This is a genomic window from Staphylococcus rostri, from assembly GCF_002902145.1.
Lineage (GTDB): Bacteria > Bacillota > Bacilli > Staphylococcales > Staphylococcaceae > Staphylococcus > Staphylococcus rostri.
The window spans coordinates 1-512 of sequence record NZ_PPRF01000081.1; the positions used below are offsets into that span (position 1 = coordinate 1).

Consider the following 512-nt stretch of genomic DNA (forward strand, 5'->3'; position numbering starts at 1 on the left):
TTTTTGGCTCTTTTCATACATTCACTTCGTAATAGACAATCTGCACAACCTTCACATTGATATTGTTTGAAGTCTTTCTGATAGCCCTGACCATCTCTTCTTTTTCTATACCCTTGGAAACGTAACTCTTTGTTGTTCGGACATATGTAGTAATCATCTAACTCATTGTATACCCAATTAGTTGTATTAAATGGGTCCTTTTTATATTTCCGTTTCTTCTCTTTTATATACATACTGTAGGTAATTAAGGGTGTTTTCTCAAAATCATCAAGTATCATCGTATAATTACGTTCACTTCCGTATCCTGCATCTGCCACAATATATTCTGGAATGTCACCGTATAATTCTTCAATCGATTTTAAGAATGGCTCAAGCGTTCGTGTATCACCTGGATTACTATAAACACCAAATGCTAAAACGAATTGATTATTTGTCGCTATCTGCAGGTTGTAGCCCGGTTTCAACTGACCATTTCTCATATGATCATCTTTCATTCTCATAAATGTCGCATC

Annotated in this window: 1 protein-coding gene; it reads right to left on the reverse strand. The window is 35.2% G+C overall.

Annotated elements, in window-relative coordinates; all coding sequences use genetic code 11:
* Window positions 1-512, reverse strand: a 512-nt coding sequence (locus CD122_RS10050) for a transposase (protein WP_142381204.1), incomplete at both ends; no start/stop codon positions are given.